Annotated in this window: 15 protein-coding genes and 1 tRNA gene; 14 read left to right on the forward strand and 2 right to left on the reverse strand. The window is 70.1% G+C overall.

Translation table 11 applies throughout. From position 1 onward, the window contains the following. Nucleotides 1-34: 34 nt before the first annotated feature. Nucleotides 35-331, forward strand: coding sequence for a hypothetical protein (locus LH62_RS31265; protein WP_160299872.1), 297 nt, complete (start codon nucleotides 35-37; stop codon nucleotides 329-331). Between the two features lie 220 nt (nucleotides 332-551). Here the strand turns inward: LH62_RS31265 and LH62_RS22455 are convergent. Continuing rightward, nucleotides 552-644, reverse strand: a tRNA-Ser gene (locus LH62_RS22455). A gap of 174 nt (nucleotides 645-818) precedes the next feature. Here LH62_RS22455 and LH62_RS22460 point away from each other — a divergent pair. The 8 genes from LH62_RS22460 to LH62_RS22495 all read left to right on the forward strand — a co-directional run bounded on the left by LH62_RS22460 (nucleotide 819) and on the right by LH62_RS22495 (nucleotide 8,723). Continuing rightward, nucleotides 819-1,631 (forward strand): ABC transporter permease, encoded by an 813-nt coding sequence (locus LH62_RS22460; protein ID WP_043364384.1) that lies wholly within the window; start codon nucleotides 819-821, stop codon nucleotides 1,629-1,631. 2 nt (nucleotides 1,632-1,633) lie between these two features. After that, nucleotides 1,634-2,710: an ABC transporter ATP-binding protein gene (locus LH62_RS22465; RefSeq protein WP_043364385.1), complete on the forward strand. Its 1,077-nt coding sequence runs from the start codon at nucleotides 1,634-1,636 to the stop codon at nucleotides 2,708-2,710. Between the two features lie 17 nt (nucleotides 2,711-2,727). Beyond that, on the forward strand, nucleotides 2,728-3,753 hold the full coding sequence (locus tag LH62_RS22470) for an ABC transporter substrate-binding protein (RefSeq protein WP_043364387.1): 1,026 nt from the start codon (nucleotides 2,728-2,730) through the stop codon (nucleotides 3,751-3,753). A 7-nt stretch (nucleotides 3,754-3,760) separates the two neighbouring features. After that, entirely contained in the window at nucleotides 3,761-4,591 is an 831-nt protein-coding gene (locus LH62_RS22475) for an ABC transporter permease (RefSeq protein WP_043364388.1), read from the forward strand. 242 nt (nucleotides 4,592-4,833) lie between these two features. Continuing rightward, the gene (locus LH62_RS22480; protein ID WP_043366418.1) at nucleotides 4,834-5,277 is read left to right on the forward strand and encodes a general stress protein; all 444 of its coding nucleotides are present in this window, start codon (nucleotides 4,834-4,836) and stop codon (nucleotides 5,275-5,277) included. Nucleotides 5,278-5,387: 110 nt separating this feature from the next. After that, entirely contained in the window at nucleotides 5,388-6,503 is a 1,116-nt protein-coding gene (locus tag LH62_RS22485) for a CaiB/BaiF CoA-transferase family protein (RefSeq protein WP_043364389.1), read from the forward strand. 17 nt (nucleotides 6,504-6,520) lie between these two features. Next, nucleotides 6,521-7,693: an acyl-CoA dehydrogenase family protein gene (locus LH62_RS22490; protein WP_052214828.1), complete on the forward strand. Its 1,173-nt coding sequence runs from the start codon at nucleotides 6,521-6,523 to the stop codon at nucleotides 7,691-7,693. A gap of 67 nt (nucleotides 7,694-7,760) precedes the next feature. Next, complete coding sequence (locus tag LH62_RS22495; RefSeq protein ID WP_043364391.1) at nucleotides 7,761-8,723, forward strand: tripartite tricarboxylate transporter substrate binding protein; 963 nt, start codon at nucleotides 7,761-7,763, stop codon at nucleotides 8,721-8,723. Nucleotides 8,724-8,744: 21 nt separating this feature from the next. On the opposite strand, the gene LH62_RS22500 is transcribed toward LH62_RS22495, so the two are convergent. Continuing rightward, nucleotides 8,745-10,271 carry an AMP-binding protein gene (locus LH62_RS22500; protein ID WP_043366420.1) on the reverse strand — a complete coding sequence of 509 codons (1,527 nt, stop codon included), beginning with the start codon at nucleotides 10,269-10,271 and terminating at the stop codon, nucleotides 8,745-8,747. A gap of 192 nt (nucleotides 10,272-10,463) precedes the next feature. On the opposite strand from LH62_RS22500, the gene LH62_RS22505 reads away from it, so the two are divergent. The 5 genes from LH62_RS22505 to greB all read left to right on the forward strand — a co-directional run bounded on the left by LH62_RS22505 (nucleotide 10,464) and on the right by greB (nucleotide 14,429). Next, on the forward strand, nucleotides 10,464-11,072 hold the full coding sequence (locus tag LH62_RS22505) for a hypothetical protein (RefSeq protein WP_043364392.1): 609 nt from the start codon (nucleotides 10,464-10,466) through the stop codon (nucleotides 11,070-11,072). A 94-nt stretch (nucleotides 11,073-11,166) separates the two neighbouring features. Continuing rightward, nucleotides 11,167-12,171: an MBL fold metallo-hydrolase gene (locus LH62_RS22510; RefSeq protein ID WP_043364393.1), complete on the forward strand. Its 1,005-nt coding sequence runs from the start codon at nucleotides 11,167-11,169 to the stop codon at nucleotides 12,169-12,171. A 9-nt stretch (nucleotides 12,172-12,180) separates the two neighbouring features. Beyond that, nucleotides 12,181-12,960, forward strand: a complete 780-nt coding sequence (locus tag LH62_RS22515; protein WP_043364394.1) for a hypothetical protein — start codon at nucleotides 12,181-12,183, stop codon at nucleotides 12,958-12,960. Between the two features lie 9 nt (nucleotides 12,961-12,969). Then, entirely contained in the window at nucleotides 12,970-13,899 is a 930-nt protein-coding gene (locus LH62_RS22520; protein ID WP_043364395.1) for a TAXI family TRAP transporter solute-binding subunit, read from the forward strand. Next, nucleotides 13,896-14,429, forward strand: a complete 534-nt coding sequence (gene greB, locus LH62_RS22525) for a transcription elongation factor GreB (RefSeq protein WP_043364396.1) — start codon at nucleotides 13,896-13,898, stop codon at nucleotides 14,427-14,429. The genes LH62_RS22520 and greB overlap by 4 nt, the downstream gene beginning before the upstream one ends. Nucleotides 14,430-14,432: the final 3 nt, after the last annotated feature.

Genomic DNA, 14,432 nt, shown 5'->3' on the forward strand with positions numbered 1-14,432 from the left:
TGGCGTTAAGCGGAACCGGCACGGCCACGGCAAGATGACACGCACCATCAATCTCGGCGCCGCGGCTGTCATGCTCGCCGAGTTGCCGAAGCGGGGCCGCTTGTTCGCCAGGCTGCCGTCAGACAGCGCCGTGGTCTCCACACGCTACGGGCAGTGGCGACGCCAACGGCAGGCGCGGGAGAACCGGGCCGCGGAGGCCGACGTGCGGCACCCGTCGCATTTCCGGGCTTCAGGCTGCCCGATCTCCGGCACGCCTTCGCCTGCGCATCGCTGGTGGACGACGATACCAGCATCTTCAGGTTATCCGAGCACCTCGGCCACACGCTGGTGACGACGACTGAGATCTATATCGAACACCTTCGGAGGAATGGCGCCATGTGGCGCTACAACCGCGACGGGGGCCTTTTCGGGTCGCTGCCGCCTGCGGAAAGCACCGCGGCCAAGCGGGCTGCATAAAGGGCCCCGTTGGGCGGGAGTGTCCCAAAAGGTGTCCCAGACGCTGCGGAAACCGTCATGCGCGAACGCCGAAGGACATATCTAGGCCGTTGAAATGGCGGAGGGGATGGGATTCGAACCCACGATAGAGGTTGACCCCCTATAACGGTTTAGCAAACCGTCGCCTTCAGCCACTCGGCCACCCCTCCGCAGGTGCAGCACGGCTCACGACGTATGCAGGGCGCTTCATACCGAAGCCCCCCCACCCCGTCAAACCTATCCTCCGCTCCAAGGCGAAGGAAGATGTTCCGCAGGGCGCACCGGTGCTTGACCCGCCCCCGCCCCCGCATCACGGTGCGCCGCGGGAGGCGAAAGGGGGCTGGATGGCAGGGTCACGCCTGCAAAGGGCGGCGTTCGGCGTGGCGGTGACGGGGGCCTATGGGCTGATCCTGGCGCCGGTGCTCGCCGTCATCGTCATCAGCGTCTTCTCCCAGGAGATCGTCTCCTTCCCACCGCAGAGCCTCAGCCTCGCCTGGTACGCCAATGCCTGGGAGAAGCGCGAATTCGCCCGCGGCTTCGCCACCTCGCTGCAACTGGCCCTGGTCGCGACCGCGATCGGCGTCCCCCTCGGCACAGCGGCGGCGCTGGCCCTTTCCCGCGCCCGGCTCGGCGGCGTCCGCGGCGCGCTGAACACGCTGCTGCTCGGCCCGCTCGCCGTCCCCGGCGTCGTCGCCGGCACCGCCCTCTACCTGTTTTACGTCCGGGCCGAGTTCTGGGTCGATGACGACATCAAGGGCACGTTCCCCGGCCTCGTCGCCGCCCATGTCCTGCTGACCATCCCCTGGACGGTCCGCCTCGTCGCCGCCTCGCTGCAAGGCCTCGACCGTGCGGCGGAGGAGGCGGCGGCCAATCTCGGCGCCCGCCCCTTCACCGTCTTCCGTCGCATCACCCTGCCGATGCTCCGCCCCGGCGTCGTCGCCGCCTGCCTGTTCAGCTTCATCCAGAGCTTCGAGAACCTCGAATTGACGCTGCTCCTGGTCGGCCCCGGCCGCACCACCCTCCCAGTCGCCATGCTGAACTACCTGGAATTCCGCGTGGACCCGACGCTCGCCGCCGTCGCCACCGTGCAGATCGCGCTCGTCGGCGCGCTCATGCTGATCACCGACCGCTTCGTCTCGCTGAGCCGCGTCGTCTGACCATGGGCACCCTCACCCTCGACGCCATCAGCCGCCGCTACGCCACCACCGTCGCCGTCGAGCGCGTCGACCTGGACGTCGCGCAGGGCGAGTTCGTCGCCCTCCTCGGCCCCTCCGGCTGCGGCAAGACGACGACCTTGCGTATGGTCGCCGGCTTCGTCCCGCCGAGCAGCGGCCGCATCCTCATCGCCGGCCGCGACGTGACGAAGGCCCCGCCGCATGGCCGCGACACGGGCATGGTCTTCCAGTCCTACGCCCTCTTCCCGCACATGACGGTCGGCGAGAACGTCGCCTTCGGCCTCGAGATGCGGAAGGTCGCCCGCGCCGAGCGCGACGCGCGGGTGCGGGAAGCCCTCCGCCTCGCCCGGCTGGAGGGATTGGCCGACCGCCTCCCCCGCCAGCTCTCCGGCGGCCAGCAGCAGCGCGTGGCGCTGGCCCGCGCCCTCGTCGTCAACCCCGCCGTCTTCCTGCTTGACGAGCCGCTCTCCAACCTCGACGCCAAGCTCCGCGCCGAGGTCCGCATCGAGATCCGCGCGCTCCAGCAGCGCCTCGGCCTGACGACCCTCTTCGTCACCCATGACCAGGAGGAGGCGCTGACCATGGCCGACCGGCTGGTGGTGATGGAGCGCGGCCGTGTCCGCCAGATCGGCACGGCGGAGGCGCTCTACGAGCGCCCGGCCGACGCCTTCGTCGCCGGCTTCATCGGCCGCTGCAACCTGCTGCGCGGCACGCCGGAGGCCCCCGGCCGGTTCCGCACCCCGGGCGGCGCCCTGCTCCCCTGCCTGCCGCAGCAGGCCCATCACGGCCAGGTCCTCGCCCTCCGCCCGGAGCGGATCGCGGTCGCCACCGCAGGCGATGGCCTCGCCGCCCGCCTCGTGGCCGTCACCTATCTCGGCGCCCAGACCGAGTACCATCTCGACCTCGCCGGCACCCGCCTGCTCGCCATCGCGCCGACGCCGGCCGAGGGCGATCCCCGCCGCGCCCTCGCCCCCGGCGATGCCGTCCTCGCCCTTTGGGACCCCGCCGAAGCCCGCCTGCTGCCCGCCGAGCCCGGCGACCTGCCCGACGACGCCACCTGACCCCGGAGACCCCGCCGATGCGCCTCACCCGCCGCAGCACCTTCGCCGTCGCCCTTACTGCCGGCCTCCCCGGCTTTGCCTCCGCCCAGCAGAGCGGCCAGGTGGTCGTCGGCACCTGGGGTGGCGACTACGGCGACCTGCTCGCCTCCAACATCGACAAGCCGATCCTCGCCCCCAAGGGAGTCGAGGTGGTGCAGGATGTCGGCCCGCAGGACCCGCGCAAGACCAAGCTGATCGCCGAGCGCGCCTCGCGCCGCGGCAGCATGGACGTCTGCTGCCTCTCGGATGTCGACATGTTCACCCTCGCCCAGCAGGGCGTCTTCGAGCCGATCGAGGAGGGCCGCATCCCCAACCTCGCCCGCGCCATCCCCTCGCTGAAGCGCCCCTATTCGGCGCCGCACATCTATTCAGCGAAGGTCATCCTCTACAACCCGGCCAAGGTCACCGCCGCCCCCCAGTCCTATGCCGACCTCTGGGACCCGAAATACCGTGGCCGCGTCGGCCTCGTGGACATCCTTCACCTGCAGAACATGGAGGCCGCCTCCCTCGCCGCCGGCGGCACCGAGCATGACTACGAGCCCGGCAAGAGGAAGCTGATGGAGCTCCGCAGCCTCGACGCGAAGGTCTACCCCTCCAACGAGGCCCTCGCCGCCGCCCTGAAGTCGGAGGAGGTCTGGCTGACCATCATGTGGCTCGCCCGTGGCTTCATGTGGAAGAAGTCCGGCATCCCCGTCGAGCACGCCGTGCCGAGCGAGGGCGCCACCAGCATCTGCTTCGAGATGTCGGTGCCGAAGAACGCCCGCAACCGCACCGGCGCCATGGCCTATCTCGACGCCGCCCTCGACGCCCGCGCCCAGACCGCCTTTGCCGACCGCATGGGCTACGCCCCCACGGTGACCGACGCCCAGCTCCCTCCCGAGCTTGCCCGCCAGATCAGCCTGACGCAGGAGCAGCAGGCCAAGCTCCGCACCCCCGACTACGAATACATCGCGAAGAACCAGGTCGCGCTCATCGACTTCTGGAACAAGGAGTTCAAGCGGTAGGGGAGCGATGGCCGCCCTCCTTCTCCCTGCGACGCTGCTGGTGCTCGGCCTGCTGGTCGCGCCCATGGCGATGCTCTTCCGCATCAGCCTGAACCGCTACGACGCGGCGCAGATGATGCAGGAGGCGCTGACCGCGGAGAACTACCTCCGCGCCCTCGCCGACCCCTATTACCGCGAGGTGATGGCGACGACCCTCGGCGTCGCCCTCTCCTCTACCCTGCTCGCCCTGCTGATCGGCTTCCCAGCCGCCTACTGGCTCGCGCGCATGGAGAGCCGTTGGAAGAGCCTCGCCACCATCCTGACGCTCTTCCCGCTGCTCGTCGGCAACGTCGTCCGCGCCGCCGGCTGGATGGCACTCCTCGGCCGCGACGGCGCCATCAATGCCGCGCTCATCGGCACCGGCCTCATCGCCGAGCCGCTGCCGATGCTCTACACCACCGGCGCCGTCATCGCCGGCATCCTCGCCGTCGTCGCCCCCTACATGATCCTGACGCTCGCCGCGGTGATCGAGGCGATCCCCCGAAGCGTCGAGGAGGCGGCGGCCAATCTCGGCGCCGGCCCGCTGACATCCTTCCGCCGCGTCGTCCTGCCGCTGGCGCTGCCCGGCGTCGCCGCCGGCTGCGTCCTCGTCTTCATCCTCTGCATGAATGCCTATGCGACGCCCGTCCTGCTCGGCGGCCCGCAGTTCAAGATGATGGCGCCCGCCGTCTACGACCAGTTCGTGCGCGGCACCAACTGGCCCTTCGGCGCGGCGCTCGCCTTCCTCCTCCTCATCGTCACGCTCGTGCTCACCATTCTCGGCAGCACGATCCTCGCCGGCCGCTCGCGCTCCCGTTGAGCGCGAAAAACCACCCCCGTTCCTCACTCCCGGATATTGCGGAACCGGCCCTGCAACCGAGCCCGGAAAGCCTGGCTCTGGCCGCCTCCATGCCGCCTGCGAATAGTTTATAATATTGATTTTGCAGTGTTTTTTCGCGGCTTTGTGCGGAACGTGCCGCATCCGGCGGCAGCGTTCCACGTTCTTCCCCTGCAGGCCGCGGACAAGGCGGTCACGCAGTCAACGAATCAGGGATGAACACCATGGCCAATAGCGGCAACAGCAATCCCGGTAACTTCGCCAACGACCGCGAGAAGGCGTCCCGCGCCGGCCAGGCTGGCGGCAGCAACCAGGGTGCCGAGAACAATCCCGGCAACTTCGCCAACGACCGCCAGAAGGCCTCCGAGGCCGGCCATATCGGTGGCCAGCATCAGGGCAAGGAAAACAACCCGGCGAACTTTGCGAACGACCGCGAAAAGGCCGCCGAGGCTGGCCGCATCGGCGGCCAGCATCAAGGCAAGGAAAACAACCCCGCCAACTTCGCGAACGACCGCGAGAAGGCGGCCGAGGCCGGCCGTGCGGGTGGCCAGGCCAGCCATGGCGGCGGCGGTTCCGAGGGCAACTCCGGCAACTTCGCCCAGGACCGCGAGAAGGCCAGCGAGGCCGGCAAGAAGGGTGGCCAGAACAGCCATGGTGGCCGCAGCTGAGCGGATCGCCTGACTGATGCGACGGGGGGGGCCGGCAGCAATGCCGGCCCCTTTTCTCTTTCCCGATACGCATAGCCTGCTAAGCTTCCTCCAATCGTGGAGGAAGCTCGATGGGACCCCTGAAGGGCCTGCGCGTCCTGGAATTCGCCGGCATCGGCCCCGGCCCCTTCTGCGCCATGGTGCTCGCCGATCTCGGCGCCGAGGTCATCCGCCTCGAGCGCAAGGGCGCCCCGCCCCCGCCGCCCGAGGATTTCGTTCTGCGCGGCCGCCGCACCATCGCCCTCGACCTGAAATCCCCCGCCGCCATCGAGGCGACCCTCCGCCTCGTGGACTCCGCCGACGCCCTGATCGAGGGCTTCCGCCCCGGCGTGATGGAACGCCTCGGCCTCGGCCCCGACACCTGCCTCGCCCGCAACCCCCGCCTCGCCTATGGCCGCATGACTGGCTGGGGCCAGGAAGGTCCGCTCGCCCAGTCCGCCGGCCATGACATCGACTACATCGCCCTCACCGGCGCGCTGCACGCCATCGGCCGTCCCGGCGAGCGCCCCGTCCCGCCGCTGAACCTCGTCGGCGACTATGGCGGCGGCGGTATGCTCCTCGCCCTCGGCCTCCTCGCCGCCATGCTCGAAGCCAAGGGCAGCGGCCGCGGCCAGGTGGTGGACGCCGCCATGGTCGACGGCGCCGCCCTGCTGATGGCCCCGATCTACGCGGCGAAGGCCCGCGGCCGCTGGTCGCAGCAGCGCGGCACCAACATGCTCGACGGCGGCGCCCCCTGGTACGACACTTACGAGTGCGCCGACGGCCGCAGCATCGCCGTCGGCCCCATCGAGCCGCAATTCTTCGCCCTGATGTGCGAGAAGCTCGGCCTCGACGCCAGCCGCTTCCCCGACCGCATGTCGCCCTCGGCCTGGCCCGCGCTGAAGGGCGAGCTGATCGCCATCTTCCGCGGCCGCACCCGCGACGACTGGGCTGCCCTCTTCGAGGGGACGGATGCCTGCATCGCCCCCGTCCTCGACATGGACGAGGCTCCGCTGCACCCGCACAACCAAGCCCGCAACACTTTCCTGAACCGCGACGGCATCGTGCAGCCCGCCCCAGCCCCCCGCTTCAGCCGCACGCCCGCCGAGCCCGGCCCGCCCGCCCAGCCAGCGACCGACGCGGTTCTCGCCGATTGCGGCTTCAGCGCCGAGGACATCGCCGCCCTGCGCACCGCCAACGCACTCTGAACCGGGAGAGACACGCCATGGATACCAACCCCGCCCTGCCCGGCCGCAGCCTCGCCGGCCCCCGCACCGTCTACAACGCGGACCACGAGATGTTCCGCGACCAGGTACGCCGCTTCTTCGAGCGGCACATCGTCCCGCATCACCGGCAGTGGGAGCGCGACGGGGTCGTCCCCCGCTCCGTCTGGCTCGAGGCCGGCGCCGCTGGCCTGCTCTGCCCGATGCTCTCCGAGGAATACGGCGGCGCCGGTGCCGATTTCGGCTACAGCGCCATCATCATCGAGGAGATCGCGCGCACCAACTGCACCGGCCCCGGCTTCCCGCTGCATTCCGACATCGTCGTCCCCTACATCGCCGACCTGGCGACGGAGGAGCGCCGGCGCGAATGGCTGCCGAAGATGGCGCGCGGCGAGATCATCGGCGCCATCGCCATGACCGAGCCGGGCATGGGCAGCGACCTCAAGGCGATGCGCACCACGGCGCGCCGCGAGGGCGACGAATATGTCATCAGCGGCTCCAAGACCTTCATCAGCAACGGCCAGCTCGCCGACCTCGTCATCGTCTGCGCCAAGACCGACCCCTCCGCCGGCCGCAAGGGCATCAGCCTGATCTGCGTCCCTGCCGACGCGCCCGGCTTCACCAAGGGCCGCAACCTCGAGAAGATCGGCCTGCACGCCCAGGACACCTCCGAGCTGTTCTTCGAGGATGTCCGCGTCCCCGTCGCCAACCTCCTTGGCGAGGAGAACAAGGGCTTCTCCTACCTCATCCGCAACCTCCCCCAGGAGCGCCTCGTCATCGCCGTCCGCGCCGCCATGGGGATGGAGGTGATGCTGGAGAAGACCGTCGCCTACACCAAGGAGCGCCAGGCCTTCGGCCAGCCGGTGATCGACTTCCAGCACAACCGATTCAAGCTGGCCGATGCCAAGGCCCAGGCGACGATGTTCCGCGTCTTCGCCGACCACTGCCTCGCCCTCCACCTCCGCGGCGAGCTGACTGTCGAGCTGGCGGCAACCGCCAAGCTGCTCGGCGCCGAGATGCAGAACCGCCTGTTCGACGACTTCCTCCAGCTCCATGGCGGCTACGGCTACATGGCGGAATACGAGATCGGCCGCGCCTGGGCCGATGCCCGCATCGGCCGCATCTATGGCGGCAGCAGCGAGATCATGCGCGAGATCATCGGCCGCACGCTGTAGGATCGCCGGGCCCCGCCGCCTCCGCGCGGCGGGGCCTCAACAACAAGACCACCGGGACGAACCATCCATGCCGCTCGCCACCCGCCGTGCCCTGCTCGGCGCCGCCCTCGCCACGCCCATGCTCGCCCGCGCCCAATCGCGCTTCCCTGACCGCCCGATCACCTTGCTCGTCCCCTTCCCCGCCGGCGGCGCGACGGATGTGCAGATGCGCGCCCTGGGCGAGGCCGCCAGCCGCGCCTTCGGCCAGACCGTTATCACCGACAACCGCCCCGGCGCCGGCAGCACCCTCGGCCCGGCGACCGTGGCGCGGGCGAAGCCCGACGGCTACCTCGTCTCGCAGATGACGCTGCCGGCGCTCCGCCTGCCCTTCATGCAGCGCATGGCCTATGATCCGCGCCGCGACTTCACACCGATCATCCACCTGACCGGCTACACCTTCGGCATCGTCGTCCGCGCCGAAAGCCCGTGGAAGACCTGGCAGGAGGTCGTGGCCGACGCCCGCCGCAATCCCGGCCGTCACCGCTGGGGCAATACCGGCGCCAACGGCACGCCGCATCTGGCGATGGTCGAACTCGCCGAACGCGAGAAGCTCGAGGTCGTCCACGTCCCCTTCCGCGGCGAGGCCGATGCCGTCCCCGCGCTCCTCGGCGGCCATATCGAGGCGACCGCCGCCGGCACCGGCCTCTACGAGCTGATCAAGGAGGGCAAGCTCCGCCTCCTGAATGTCTGGACGCCCGACCGCCGCCCCGGCTTCCCCGAGGTGCCGACGTTGCTGGAACTCGGCTACCAGGGCATGGTCATCACCTCGCCCTACGGCCTCGTCGCCCCCGCCGGCCTCGACCCCGAGACTCTCGCCGCCCTGCACGAGGGCTTCCGCCGCGCCCTGCACGACCCGGCGCATCTCGCGGTGCTCGCCCGGCTCGACCAGCCGCTGCAATATCTGAACAGCGCCGACTACGCCCGCAACATGGCGGAGACGATCGACATGGAGGAGGCGCGGGTGAAGCGCCTCGGCCTCAGCACGGGCTGATGCACGCCGACGGCGGCAGCGTCAGCCTGCCGCCGTCAGGTACTGTTCCTTCAGGATCCGCCGCAGCAGCTTCCCCGCCTCGCTGCGCGGCAGTTCCTCGACGAACTCGTAGCTCTTCGGCCGCTTCACGCCCGACAGCCGCTCCCGGCACCAGGCATCCAGCACCGCCGGCTCGACGGCCTCGCGCGGCACGATCACCGCATGCACCTGCTCGCCCATCTCCGCATGCGGCACGCCGACGACGGCCACCTCGCCTACCGCCGGATGCTGCGCCAGCGCCGCCTCGATTTCCGCCGGATAGATGTTGACGCCACCCGACAGGATCAGGTCCGCCCGCCGGTTGGAGAGGAAGAGGAACCCTTCCTCATCCACCCAGCCTAGGTCGCCGAGCGTCGCCCAGCCCCGCTCGTCGTAGCAGGCCTCCGTCTTCTCCGGCGCATTGTGATAGGCGAAGCGCGGCCCACCCTCGAAGCGGATCGTCCCCGTCTCTCCCGGCGGCAGCTCCCGCCCATCCTCGCCGGTGATATGCACCCGCACGCCATTTACCGGCCGCCCCACGGAGCCGGGCTTGCGCAGCCAGGTCGCGCTGTCGATCACCGTGGTCCCGATCCCCTCGGAGCCCGCATAGTATTCGTAGAGGACCGGCCCCCACCACTCGATCATCGCCCGCTTCACCGAGGCCGGGCAGGGTGCCGCCGCATGGATGGCGCAGCGATGCGAGGACAGGTCATGCGCGCCCTTCACCGCCTCCGGCAGCGCCAGCAGCCGCACGAACATCGTCGGTACCCACTGGCTATGCGTGACGCGGTACCGCTCGATCATGGCAAGGCACTGCGCCGCATCGAATTTGCGGAGGATGATCGCCGTCCCGCCCTCCAGCAGCGTCCGGCTCACATAGCCGAAGGGCGCCGCATGGTAGAGCGGCGCCGGCGAGAGATAGACCACGCTCTCGTCGAAGCCGTAGAGCGACTTCCACGTCATGTCCCACATCGGCGCGTCGCGCTGCTCATAGGGCAGCATTGGCCGGCGGATGCCCTTCGGCAGCCCCGTCGTCCCGGAGGAGTAGAGGAACTCCCGCCCCAGCGGCCGCTCCGGCAGGGGCGCCGCCGCATCCTCGCGCGCCAGCGCCGCCTCGTAGCTCTCGTAACCTGCGATGCCGTCGCCCAGCGCATAGCGCGGCCGTTCGCCGATCGCGCCCTCGGCGACCAGCGCCGCCGCCAGCCCCTCCAGCTCCGGGCTGGCGACGACGAGCTTCGCGCCGCTGTCGTTCAGTACATAGGCCACCTCGTGCGGCCGCAGATGGATGGAGAGCGGCGTGATGTAGAGCCCCGCCAGCCGCGCCGCCTCGGCGAGTTCGAGGAATTCCGGGCGGTTGTCGAGCAGCACAGCGATTCCGTCGCCGGCCTGCAACCCGATCCGCAGCAGCCACTGCGCCGCCTGCCGCGCCCGCGCCTGCAGGGCGCCGTAGCTGACCGTGACGCCCGTGTCGGGAAAGATCGCGGCCGGCTTCTCCGGCTGACGTTCCGCCCAATGGACCAGTTGCGGCATCCGTTCCTCCTCTTGCCGGAAGGGTGGCGGCAGCCGCGCCCCGCCGTCAATGCGGGCCGCGCCCGGCGCCCCGGGCTTCCACACGTCGCAGTTGAACAAGAGGGTTATTTCACACTTCTCCCGGCAAGCCCGCCCGCGCTACCCTTCGACCCAGGGTCGGCAAAGGGGCCGCCAGGGCAGCAGGGCCGTCGCATGATCTCGCTGGATGAGGACTTCATCGGCACGTCGAACTCGACGATCGTCGTCCATGGGCTGAAGGTCTGCGGCGGCGTCCTGGCCCGGCTCGCCAGCAACCGCCTGCTCGGCGCGCATTTCACCAGCATCACCACCGCCGCCGAGATCCTGGTAGGCTGCACCTACACGATGAACACCTGGGCGAACGGCTCCGCCGTCACCGATCTCTACTTCATCGCCAATCTGGAGGAGTGGCAGAAGCGGGCGGACAAATACGCCAACACCCACACCCTGCTACGCGAGCTGAAGGACATGTTCCGCTTCAACGGGCAGATATGGGTCTTCGACAAGAACATCATCGGCCCCTCGGTCGATGTGAGGATCGCCGCGGCGGGCGGCATCTTCCACCGCGCCACGCCGACGCCGAACCCCACGACGCCGCACCCCAAGAACGACGTGAAGATCGTGCGCACCCCGACGCGCACCCTCGTCAACGGCCGCCACATGCCGGTCCAGAACGGCGCCACGCCGGTGGTCGAGGCCCTCGGTGGAATATATGTCCACAAGGTGCAGACCACGGCCGATGGCTGGACCGCCTTCGCCCAGGGCGAGATGGTCCCCGTCTGAGCGCGCCTGCGCGATTTCGCTCGACGCACTCCGCTCCCGCTGTACCATCCCCTCGTGCCGCGCCATGCCGCGGCACCGGATTGGGAGGAACAGGATGATCCAGATCAGCCGCCGCACCCTGCTGGGTGCGGCCGCCGCGACGCTCGCCGCGCCCGCGCTCGTCACCGCCGCCATCACCGAAGCCCGCGCCGCCGCACCCTTCCGCAACGACCTGCCGCCCGCCTGGTACCGCTTCAAGCTCGGCAGCTACGAGCTGACGATCATCTCCGACGGTCGTCTGCCGCTCGGCAAACCGGAGCCCGCCTTCCCCAGCTCGCCGCCCGAGGAAATCCGCAACCTTCTCACCAGCAATTTCCTCGACCCTGCCTCGGCGACGCTCGAGCAGAATGCGCTGGTGCTGAACACCGGCCGCCAGCTCATCCTCTTCGACACCGGCATGGGCGAGAGCATGGGCGCCGCGAGCCGGATGTTCGGCCCGACCACCGGCAAGCTGCTGGCCAACATGAAGGCCGCCGGCATCGACCCGGCGCAGATCGACATGGTGGTGCTGACGCATGCGCATTGCGACCATTGCTGGGCGCTGGTCGATGCCGAGGGTCGCCGCAACTTCCCCAACGCCCAGGTCGCGGTGAGCGAGACCGACCTGCGCTTCTGGACCGACGACGCCAACAAGAAGGGCCCGGACTTCATGGTGCCCTTCATCGACGGCGCCAAGAAGAACCTTTCGGCCTATCGCGACCGCATGGTGATGGTGCAGGACGGCAAGGAGGTCACGCCCGGCGTCACCGCCTTCGCCACGCCCGGCCACACCATGGGCCACATGGTCTACTTCATCTCCGACGGCAACAAGACCGTCGTCAACACCGGCGACCTGGCGCACCACCAGATCCTGCTGCTGAAGAAGCCGCTCTGGGAATTCTCCTTCGACAGCGACCCCAAGCTTTCCGCCCAGTCGCGCCTCCGGATGTTGACGCGCCTCGCCGCCGACAAGCACGCGGTCATCTCCTACCACTTCCCCTGGCCCGGCCTCGGCCATGTGGCGAAGGCCGGCGAGGGCTTCGAGTGGTATGCGGAGCCGATGAACCTGACCTCGCTGTAGGGCACCCGCATGCCGCTGGCCGAACTCCGCGAAGCCGACGCGCCGCCCGCCATCGCGGCGATCTACGACAGGCTGCGCACGGCCAGCGGCGTCCCCCTCGTCAACCTCATTCACCGCCATCTGGCGACGCTGAATGGCGTGCTGCCCTGGCTCTGGCACGCCATCCGCCCGCCGCTGGAGGATGGCAGCCTCGCCGGCGCCCGAGCCCGCCTCGCCGCCGCCATCCCCCTGCCGGCGCTCGACCCGCGTCCCGCCGACCCCACCATCCTGGACCTGGTCGAGACCTACAACCGCGGCAACCTCACCAACCTGATCCTGCTCACCGCCCTCCGCCGCGCCCTGGCGCAGGACCCGCCGCACCCCGGCCCGCCGCCGCCGCGCCTGGCCCCGGAGCCGATGCTCCCCACGCCGCCGCCCCTTCCCCGGCTCGACGCGCTGCCGCCCTCGACGGCTGCCCTGGTCACCGGCCTTGCCGCTCGCCACGGCGCCGGCGTGGTGCCGAGCCTCTACCTCCACCTCGCCCATTGGCCCGACTTCCTGGCGGCCCTCCCCACACGCGCCGCCGCCCTGCTCGACCCCGCCGCCATCCAGGCCGCCCGCGCCACGACCCTCCGCTTTGCCGAAGCCGAGGCCGACGCCATCCGCCCGCTGCTCGCCATCGAGGGGACACTTCCAGACCCCCGCGCCCTCGCACCGATCGAGACCTTCACCCGCCAGGTCATCCCCGACATGGTCCCGATCGGCCTCGGCCTCCGCCGCCTGCTGGCCTCCGGCGCCTCACCGGGCTAAGCCCTGCCGATGCCCAGCCGCCGCACGCTGCTCGCCGCCGCCCTCGCCGCCGCCGCTCCGCCGGCCGGCGCCCAGACCCTCGTGCAATCCCTCAACGCATTGGCCGCCCGCGCCAATGCCGGCACCATCGGCATCGTCACCGGCGGCATCGACGGCACCTATGCGCGCATCGCCGCCGACCTCGCCGCCGTGCTCGACGATGGCGACGCGCTCCGCGTCCTCCCCATCCTCGGCCGCGGCTCGCTGCAGAACATCAGCGACATCCTGGTGCTGCGCGGCGTCGATATCGGCATCGTCCAATCGGACGTGCTCGCCTATGCCCGCAGCCGCCGCCTGCTCCCCGGCCTCGACTCCCTGATCCAGTACGTCGCCAAGCTCTATGACGAGGAGGTCCACCTCCTCGCCGCCCCCGGCATCTCCAGCCTCGCCGATCTCGCCAACAAGCCCGTCAACATCGACCTCCAGGGCAGCGGCACCGCGATGACCGCCAGCCTGCTCTTCGAGGGCATCCCCATCGAGCCCCGCCACGCTCCGCAGGACGTGGCGCTGGAGCAACTCCGCCGCGGCGAGATCGCGGCGCTGGCCTATGTCACCGGCAAGCCCGCCCGCCTCTTCGCCGGCCTCCCTGCGGGCACGCCGCTCCGCTTCCTCCCCATCCCGATGACGCCCCGGCTGTTGGAAACCTACCTCCCCGGAACCCTCACCCCCGCCGATTACCCCGCCTTGATCGCGGACAGCCCGGTCGAGACCATCGCCGTCGGCGCCGTCATGGCCTGCTACGCCTGGACGCCGGGCACCGAGCGCCACCGCAAGCTCGCCCGTTTCGCCACCGCCTTCGAGACGAAATTCCCCGCTTTCCTCCACCCCCCGCGCCACCCCAAATGGCGCGAGGTAGACCTCGCCGCCCGCCTCCCCGGCTGGACCCGCTTCCGCCCATGACCCCGCAGGACGAGGATGACGAGGACGACGCCCCACCCGGTCTCGCCCCCGGCACGCCCTTCTACATGACCCCCGCCGGCCACTCGGCGCTGCAGGCCGAGCTCCATCGCCTCTGGACCGAGGAGCGCCCCAAGGTCGTCGAGGTCGTCTCATGGGCGGCCGGCCTCGGCGACCGCTCGGAGAATGCCGACTACCAGTACGGCAAGCGCCGCCTGCGCGAGATCGACCGCCGCGTCCGCTTCCTCCGCAAGCGGCTGGAGCGCGTGCAGGTGGTGGATCCCGCCACCCAGCCCCGCCGCGACCGCGTCTTCTTTGGCGCAACCGTTACCTATGCCCGCGAGGACGACCACGAGGTCACGGTGACGATCGTCGGCATTGAAGAGACCGACACCGCGCAGGGCCGCATCTCCTGGGTCTCTCCCGTCGCCCGTGCCCTGCTCGGCGCCGGCATCGGCGACCTGGTCCGCCTTCGCACCCCACAAGCCGTGGAAACGCTGGAGATCGTTTCCATCACCTATCCGGAACCTTGACCG

This window comes from Belnapia sp. F-4-1 (genome assembly GCF_000802185.1).
Taxonomy (GTDB): domain Bacteria; phylum Pseudomonadota; class Alphaproteobacteria; order Acetobacterales; family Acetobacteraceae; genus Belnapia.

Coding starts and splice junctions, on each gene's coding strand:
- LH62_RS31265 (WP_160299872.1), top strand. CDS start 35: ATGACACGCACCATCAATCTCGGCGCCGCGGCTGTCATGCTCGCCGAG.
- LH62_RS22460 (WP_043364384.1), top strand. CDS start 819: ATGGCAGGGTCACGCCTGCAAAGGGCGGCGTTCGGCGTGGCGGTGACG.
- LH62_RS22465 (WP_043364385.1), top strand. CDS start 1,634: ATGGGCACCCTCACCCTCGACGCCATCAGCCGCCGCTACGCCACCACC.
- LH62_RS22470 (WP_043364387.1), top strand. CDS start 2,728: ATGCGCCTCACCCGCCGCAGCACCTTCGCCGTCGCCCTTACTGCCGGC.
- LH62_RS22475 (WP_043364388.1), top strand. CDS start 3,761: ATGGCCGCCCTCCTTCTCCCTGCGACGCTGCTGGTGCTCGGCCTGCTG.
- LH62_RS22480 (WP_043366418.1), top strand. CDS start 4,834: ATGGCCAATAGCGGCAACAGCAATCCCGGTAACTTCGCCAACGACCGC.
- LH62_RS22485 (WP_043364389.1), top strand. CDS start 5,388: ATGGGACCCCTGAAGGGCCTGCGCGTCCTGGAATTCGCCGGCATCGGC.
- LH62_RS22490 (WP_052214828.1), top strand. CDS start 6,521: ATGGATACCAACCCCGCCCTGCCCGGCCGCAGCCTCGCCGGCCCCCGC.
- LH62_RS22495 (WP_043364391.1), top strand. CDS start 7,761: ATGCCGCTCGCCACCCGCCGTGCCCTGCTCGGCGCCGCCCTCGCCACG.
- LH62_RS22500 (WP_043366420.1), bottom strand. CDS start 10,271: ATGCCGCAACTGGTCCATTGGGCGGAACGTCAGCCGGAGAAGCCGGCC.
- LH62_RS22505 (WP_043364392.1), top strand. CDS start 10,464: ATGATCTCGCTGGATGAGGACTTCATCGGCACGTCGAACTCGACGATC.
- LH62_RS22510 (WP_043364393.1), top strand. CDS start 11,167: ATGATCCAGATCAGCCGCCGCACCCTGCTGGGTGCGGCCGCCGCGACG.
- LH62_RS22515 (WP_043364394.1), top strand. CDS start 12,181: ATGCCGCTGGCCGAACTCCGCGAAGCCGACGCGCCGCCCGCCATCGCG.
- LH62_RS22520 (WP_043364395.1), top strand. CDS start 12,970: ATGCCCAGCCGCCGCACGCTGCTCGCCGCCGCCCTCGCCGCCGCCGCT.
- greB (WP_043364396.1), top strand. CDS start 13,896: ATGACCCCGCAGGACGAGGATGACGAGGACGACGCCCCACCCGGTCTC.